Annotated in this window: 2 protein-coding genes and 3 pseudogenes; all 5 read right to left on the bottom strand. The window is 53.4% G+C overall.

The window, feature by feature from the left end; genetic code table 11:
• A pseudogene (locus HX812_RS25160) lies at nt 1-329 on the bottom strand (NUDIX hydrolase); the annotation flags it as partial.
• A 91-nt stretch (nt 330-420) separates the two neighbouring features.
• Nucleotides 421-933: pseudogene (locus tag HX812_RS32185) on the bottom strand (universal stress protein).
• An 11-nt stretch (nt 934-944) separates the two neighbouring features.
• Nucleotides 945-2,429 (bottom strand): annotated as a pseudogene (locus tag HX812_RS25155) (SulP family inorganic anion transporter).
• A 727-nt stretch (nt 2,430-3,156) separates the two neighbouring features.
• The gene (locus HX812_RS25150; protein ID WP_016978944.1) at nt 3,157-4,578 is read right to left on the bottom strand and encodes an efflux transporter outer membrane subunit; all 1,422 of its coding nucleotides are present in this window, start codon (nt 4,576-4,578) and stop codon (nt 3,157-3,159) included.
• Entirely contained in the window at nt 4,571-7,750 is a 3,180-nt protein-coding gene (locus tag HX812_RS25145) for an efflux RND transporter permease subunit (RefSeq protein WP_016978943.1), read from the bottom strand. The genes HX812_RS25150 and HX812_RS25145 overlap by 8 nt, the downstream gene beginning before the upstream one ends.
• Nucleotides 7,751-7,766: the final 16 nt, after the last annotated feature.

Genomic DNA, 7,766 nt, shown 5'->3' with positions numbered 1-7,766 from the left:
TACTTCGCATTGATAATAATCCGAGGTCATTTGCATCAGATCGTACTGTGGCTTCCAGTAGGACGGCACATCCTCGATTTAACCGTAGCGCTGGAGCACCTGTATTTCACGAGCACCAAACTCTTCCTCACGCTCGCGCTTCAGGCCTGTGACATGTCCTCGTCACCATCAAGGCTGCCTCTAGGAAAGCTGAAGTCGTTATAGCGCTTGGTGAACAGCAACAGGATCTGTTCACCCCGCATCACGATGCTGCGAGATGCATGTCGACGGAATACTCTGTCCTGCTTGGATTTCAGCTGGGGGTAAACAATTTCAGTTATGAGTTGCATGTGGTCTCGTTACGACAAAATCAGTTAGTCATCGTCAGGGTGGCCGCGGTATTTCCGCAGCCCTGGAAATACTTTGGCCAGTGGAACTGGCTCAGCGAAGCAGCGATACGGGTACGGTGGATGTACGCAGCATCGTCGTGGTCGCGCTGCCTATCAGAAACTGCCTGATCCGTGAGTACCCGTACGCCCCATGACCAAGAGGTCAATGCCGTGCTCTGCCTGATACGGATGCAATGTCGACTCTACTTCGCCTGGGCGAATCTCGAATACACTAGCGAGCCAGAAGAGGCAAGCGTGGTTCGTGCTTTCTCCCGCGCGTCCTGTTGTCTTCAGAATCCGTTCCAACCATGGCGAGACGAATTGGCAGGCCTTCGCACAGCGGGCTTGAAGCAAGCATTTGTAGGGGCTTGTTGCCTGCAGCGTTGCCCTCAAATGCCACCGAGACCTATGTTGCCGGTAAGGTCAGTGGATGCAGCATACTTCTCCTTATCCAGCACATTAAGCAACGTCAGGGAGCGCTGAGTCGTTGCGAGGCCCATGCTGCGTAATCGCAGACCGCCGATGAGGATTGCGAGTTATCAATGCAGGCCATTACGTGGGGCATTGTTCTTCTCTTTAGCGGCTTATAAGCTTGTTGATGGCACCGGGCTCGTCATGCACGCCGAAGCGGTCAACGATTGTTACGCTGGCTTCATTAAGACCGAGCAGTTCTACCTCAGCGCCTTTGCGTCGGAACTTGATCACGAGCTTATCCAGCGCTGCGACGGCGGTGATATCCCAGAAATGCGCCTGTGTGAGATCGATGGTGACATTGTTGAGCGCTTCTTTGAAGTCAAAAACTTCAGTGAACTTGTCCGCAGAGTTAAAGAACACTTGGCCTACGACGTGGTAAGTCCGATGCGATTTCATCTCTTCCAGAGTGCTCTTGATATCCAGGTAGTGCCCGACCTTGTTTGCGAAGAACAGCGAAGCTAGCAACGCACCTACCAGTACGCCGTAGGCGAGGTTGTTAGTGGGCACGACAACCACGACGGCCGCCACCATGGCGGGTTGGTCGACAGCGGATGCTCTTTCAGATTGCGCAAAGAGTCCCAGCTAAAGGAGCTGATGGACACCATGATCATTACTGCAACGAGTGCCGCCATAGGGATTTTGGAGAGCCATTCGCCAAGAAATACCACCATCAGCAGCAGGAAAACGCCGGCACACTATGTCGAGAGAAGGGGGCGGCCACCAAATTTCACGTCGATGATCGACTGGCCGATCATCGCGCAACCCGCCATTCCGCCGAGCATGCCTGCGGCGATGTTGGCCACACCCTGGCCTTTGCATTCGCGGTTTTTGTTGCTGGTGGTATCGGTCAGGTCGTCGACGATGTTCGCGGTCATCATTGATTCGAGTAGACCCACTACTGCCAACAGCCGAGTACGGGAAAGTGATACGCAGGGTTTCCAAATTCAGCGGAACTTCAGGCTAGAGGAAGATCGGGAGCGTGTCAGGCAGTGGGCCCATGTCACCGGCAGTGCCGATATCCAACCCCAGATAAATCGCAATGGCAGTCAGGGCCAGGATGCATACCAACGGTGACGGAATCAGCTTGCCGCTCTTCGGTACTTATGGGAATAGGTAGATGATCCCGAGCCCCGCTACGGTCATGGCATAGACGTGCCAGGTGACATTGGTCGGCTCAGGCAATTGCTCTATAAACATCAGGATCGCCAATGCGTTTACGACCCCGGTGACTACCGAGCGTCAAACAAAGTGTATCAACGAGCCAAGCTTCGGGTCGGCGGCAAGGATTTGTAGTACGCCACATAGTAGAGTCGCGGCCTGCAGGTATAGGTGTCCATGTTCTTTTACAAGCGTGACCATTAGCAGTGCCATGGCGCCTGTCGTCCCAGAGATCATTCCGGGGCGCCCTCCGACAAAGGCGATGACAGCACAGATACAGAAGGAGGCGTATAGACCGACTTTGGGATCTACCCCGGCGATGATGGAAAAGGCGATGGCTTCCGGGATCGGCGAGAGTGCGACCAGCGGCCCCGCGAGCACGTCGGCACGGACGTTGGAAAACCACGTTTGTCTAAGTTTTTGCAGCATAGAAATGTCCAAGGCATTGCATCGCGCACGCCAAGGGAATGGCGAGCGAATCGATACAAATTCAAATTTTGAGGATTTTTTTGCTGTGTGCTTAAGGTGTAAACCAGGCGTACATCCGTGCGCAACCGCGAGCGAGGCTAGCGGAAGCAGGTTGTTGTGAGGGGGGGGCGTAGCGCTAAGGCGGCGTAGGCTGCCAGTAGATCGTTTGGAGTACAGTCATGCTGATGTTCCTGTAGCTCAAAGGGTATGCGGAGCAGAAGTATACAATGAAGCCATCGTCGATTGCGACCCGCTGGCAGGCTCTGCATGAGCTACGTCAGATACAGGCTTATTCAATGGGTATACCTGCGGGCAAGGCTTTGTTTTCCACCCGTTTTTTTCTGAGCTGGTCTGCGTGCTGAGAGGTGAGTTGGCCAGACGGTTACGTTTCCGCAACGGAATATCTGCGTTCAATGACTTGCCTGACGGCTTCTGCTTTGAATTCCGGCATGAATCGTTAAGCGCTCTAAACTTCCTCCTATGCTCAAAGCGTAGGCTAGAAATGTCTATAATGTCGGGGGGACAGTGCAATGAGCTTGCAGCATATCAAAAAAAACCGAGGCGATTCAATTGAAGTTAATGAAAGCCTTATATCAAGTGTAGGCGCACGCGCGGCTAAGGATACGTGGACTGCAGCCCGGAATGGTGTCGACGCACCCGGGCTGCATACTGGTTTACATCAGTGACACTAGCTCTTTTTGACGTTCCAAGACCAACCTCCAGCTATCGAGATGAACAAATTCACTGCAGCAGCTGCATTCCTCGCCTGACTGGAGGTCTGCTCTATTTGTGCGCTGTATAGCTCACGCTGAACATCCAATCGCTCGGATAATTCGATAGCGCCAGCCCGATATTTGTCACCAGCGAGATCCGAGGCCCGTTTCAATTCAACGGCAGCGCTAGTCAAGCGGGCATCTTCATCCTTAATCCGTGAGAAGCCTACGATTGCATTTTCCACGTCCTCAAGAGCCATCAACACGGTTTGTTGGTAATTCGCCAGCCGACCGGCTGCTTCAGCGTCCGCGGCCTCGATTCGACTCTTCACTCGCCCCGCGTCGAGAAACGACCAGTCAATACCAAGCAAGGTTAGGTTGGACTCTGCGGAGTTAGAGTAGAGCGAACTTCCGTTAAAAGCATACGTACCGATAGCGGCTCCTAGGGTAACCCTTGGGAACAGATCGGCAGTGGTTACCCCGATCTGTGCTGTAGCGGCGTGTAGAGTATGTTCGGCCGAAGCGACGTCAGGACGCCTGCGGATGACGTTCGCTGGGGTATCTGCTTTTATTGCCTCAGGCACTGACGGCATAGCAGCCTCACCTGGCAATAACGAATCATACGAAGCAGGACTCATACCAGTCAGAACTGCAAGCCTGTGCTTATCGATGGCGATTTTCACCTCGAACTGTGGAATGCGCGCAAGGGTAGTATCCAACTGAGCCTGCGCTCTAGACAGCTCGTAAGATGATCCCCGCCCTGCATCCAACCGTCCCTTAACGATATCCAAAGTTTGTCGCTGACTTACTGCGTTAGCCTTCGACAGTTCGAGCATCCGTTGGGCCGCACGCAAATCTATATAAGTCGTGGCTACATTGCTTACCACCACGACCTGAATTGCCTTGAGATCACTCGCCTTGGCTTCCACCTCCGATCGCTTCGACTCCAATGACCGCCTTACTCGGCCAAAGAAATCTAGCTCCCAACTAAGTGAGGCTTTGTGGGAGTAAACATCATTACTGCGGGAGGTCCCGTTGGCTTCATCTGAGCTCAGTCGCTGATGCCCCGCATCTGCTGACATTGTGACGGTTGGTATATGGTCAAACTTGGCGGCGCGTAATAGAGCATTTGCCGCATCAAAGTTCGCTAACGCCGTGCGAAGGTCGTAGTTCTGAGACAAAGCTTGCTCCACCAGTTCAGTCAACTGGGGGTCATTGAATTGCCTCCAGAACTGGTAGTCTGCGGCCTCATCGCGCGAGGCCACGTTCGGACCGCTTATATTTGTAAAGGACTGTGGCAAAGCAGTAGTTTCGGGCCGGGAGAAATCTGGCCCCACGGTGCATCCGGCTAACAACACTAACAGCACTGGGAGTGAGTAGCTTTTGAGATTAACCATGAGTGAGGCTCTCCTTCTCATGTGCCGCCATGCTTGATGGGTGGTCAGGAATAGTTGCACCAAGCTTCCTCATCGCCACATAGAACACTGGGGTCAGGAAAAGGCCGAAAATGGTCACACCCAGCATCCCACCGAAAACAGTTACGCCTGTCGCGTGACGAACTTCGCTACCTGCTCCGGCCCCGATTAAGAGCGGTACGGTGCCGGCAATGAACGCGATCGATGTCATGACGATGGGTCGCAAGCGCAGTCGACATGCTTCTAGCGCCGCTTCGATGGTCCCACGTCCCTGCATTTCCAGCTCGCGAGCAAATTCGACGATCAAAATCGCGTTCTTGCATGCCAGCCCCATTAGTACTACTAGGCCGACTTGGACGAAGACGTTGTTATCTCCACCCGCAAGCCAGACGCCTACAAGTGCAGCGAACATACAGACCGGCACAATCAGAATGACTGCTAATGGCAACGTCCAGCTTTCGTATAGTGCAGCCAGCACCAGGAATGCAAGCAATACTGCAATGGGGAACACAATGATGGCTGTGTTGCTCTGGGTTACTTGCTGATAGCTGAGGTCCGTCCACTCTAGGTCGATGCCTCGAGGTAAGGTGCGAACGGCGATTTCTTCAAGCTTCTTGATAACGTCGCCGGATGACATGACTTTGGGATCTGCATCGCCAATCAAATCAGCTGCGGGGAAACCGTTGAAGCGCATGACCGGGTCGGGCCCAAACGTCGAGGAAATATTAACTACTGCGCTCAGTGGCACCATGCCCCCTTGAGCATTACGAACGCGAAGGTTACCGACGTCTTCAGCGGTTTGTCGGAAGCTGGAATCGGCCTGAGCAACGACGCGGTAGACCCGTCCAAACATGTTGAAGTCATTTACGTAAACGGATCCCAGATAGGTCTGAAGAGTGTCAAAAATTGCAGGCAGCTCTAAGCCCTGAGCTTGAGCTTTAACGCGATCAACCTTCACCTCCAATTGAGGGATATTGGATTGGTAGGAACTGACTGGGAAAGTCATGCCCGGAGTGCTAGCTACTTCAGCTTGAAATTTATCCAGCGCCTCCTGCAGCGCGGCATACCCTAGGCCACCACGGTCCGTCAGGAACAGCGAATATCCCGAACCATTACCTAAACCCTGGATTGGCGGGGGCAATAGCGCATAGGCGGCACCGTCTTTGATCGCTGCAAACTTTGTGTTCAGTTCCGCGTTGATGTCCTCTGCGCTTCGTGTGCGCTCACTGAAAGGCTTGAGGAGGACATAGGACGTTACCAGGTTCGGCGTTGCAGTATTCTGCAGCGCGTTGGAGCCAACATACGAGTTGGCATAGTCCACTCCATCAACAGTCATAGCGATTGCAGCCATCTCTCGGGCCACAGCGTCAGAGCGAGAGAGCGATGCTCCGGGAGGTAGAGTCGCACCTGCAAAGAGATAAAGCTTGTCCTGATTGGGAATGAAGCCAGTCGGGATTGTGTTGAAGAGCAGTCCAGTCACACCTAAAAGTGCGGCGTAAACAACGAAAACTGGTCCTTTGCGCGGAAGCAACCTGGCGATGCTGCTCTCATAACGCTCCGAGCTGTGATTGAAAAATCGATTGAACGGCCGCAGCAGCCAACCCAAAGAAAAATCCATCCATCGGGTCAGCCTATCTTTCGGGCTATCGTGATGGCGCAACAGCTTGGCTGCGAGTGCTGGGGAAAGGGTCAGGGAGTTGACCGTCGATATCACCGTTGAAATTGCGATGGTGACAGCGAACTGCTTGTAGAACTGGCCTGTCACTCCGCTCATGAATGCCATGGGTATGAAGACTGCACACAGAACTAGGCCGATCGCCAGAATCGGACCCGAAACCTCCCGCATAGCTTGGTGCGCGGCTTGTAGCGGCGTCTGGCCAAGCTCGATATTTCGCTCAACGTTTTCGACTACCACGATTGCGTCGTCGACGACGATGCCAATCGCCAAAACCATGCCAAACAGTGTGAGTGTGTTAATTGAGTAGCCGAACAGGTACAAGAAGGCGAAGGTGCCAACGATCGACACAGGCACAGCGATCAATGGAATGATCGAGGCTCGCCACGTTTGCAGGAAGATTACTACTACCAAAACGATCAGGATCATGGCCTCGAACAGCGTGTGCTGTACCGCGCTAATCGAGTCGCGTACGAACAAAGTTGGGTCCCAAACACTCACGTATTTGACCCCCTCTGGGAAGTCTTTCGACAACGCGTCAAGTTTCGAGTAGACCTTGTTGGCGACGTCAATTGCGTTAGCTCCAGGCGTCAAGAATATTCCGACTGCAACCTCTTCATTTTTCCCCCGGAATACTCGCATCGTGTAATCGCCAGAATCCACTTGAATACGTGCGACATCGGAGAGCCGAGAAATCTGGCCATCACGTCCTGATTTCAGGACGATATCGGAAAACTCCTGCTCCGTTTTCAGCCTGCCCTGGACGTTGATGGAAATCAGAAAATCCGTATTTTGTGGAGAAGGTTCAGCACCGAGTTGCCCCGCTGAGACCTGGACGTTCTGCTGGCGAATGGCATTGATCGCGTCTTGAGCAGTGATGCCGCGTGTTGCGAGCTTATTTGGATCAAGCCAGATCCGCATTGCATAATCACCGGAGCCATAAAGCACAACATCGCCAATCCCCGGGATACGAGCCAGCTCATCCTTCACATGTAGGCGGAGATAATTTCGCAGATACAGAGCGTCGTATTTCTCACTGCTGGAATACATGTCCACGTACATTAGCGGTGTCGGAGATTGTTTCTGCGTAGTTATGCCGTATTGGCGCACCGATTCGGGCAGACGTGAAAGAGCCTGGCTTACCCTGTTCTGGACGCGCACAGCGGCCGTGTCAGGGTCCACCTTTGAATTGAAGGTGACGACAACCTGCAGCGTGCCATCGGAACTGGCAACCGATTTCAGGTACACCATGTCCTCCACACCATTGATGGCTTCCTCCAGCGGCACCGCCACCGATTCCGCGATCTCTTTGGGGTTAGCACCTGGATATGTCGCCTTGACCACCACGGTCGGCGGAACAACTTCTGGGTATTCGCCAACCGGCAACAGCGGGATTGCTATCAACCCAGCTGCGAAAATAACGATCGACAGGACAATCGCGAAGATTGGCCTGTCAATAAAGAATTTTGAGAAATCCATGGGGCTGGCCTTTGCA

This window comes from Pseudomonas sp. IPO3749, from assembly GCF_013386605.1.
In the GTDB taxonomy this organism is placed as follows: domain Bacteria; phylum Pseudomonadota; class Gammaproteobacteria; order Pseudomonadales; family Pseudomonadaceae; genus Aquipseudomonas; species Aquipseudomonas azotoformans_A.
This window is presented reverse-complemented; position numbering and strand designations above follow the sequence as displayed.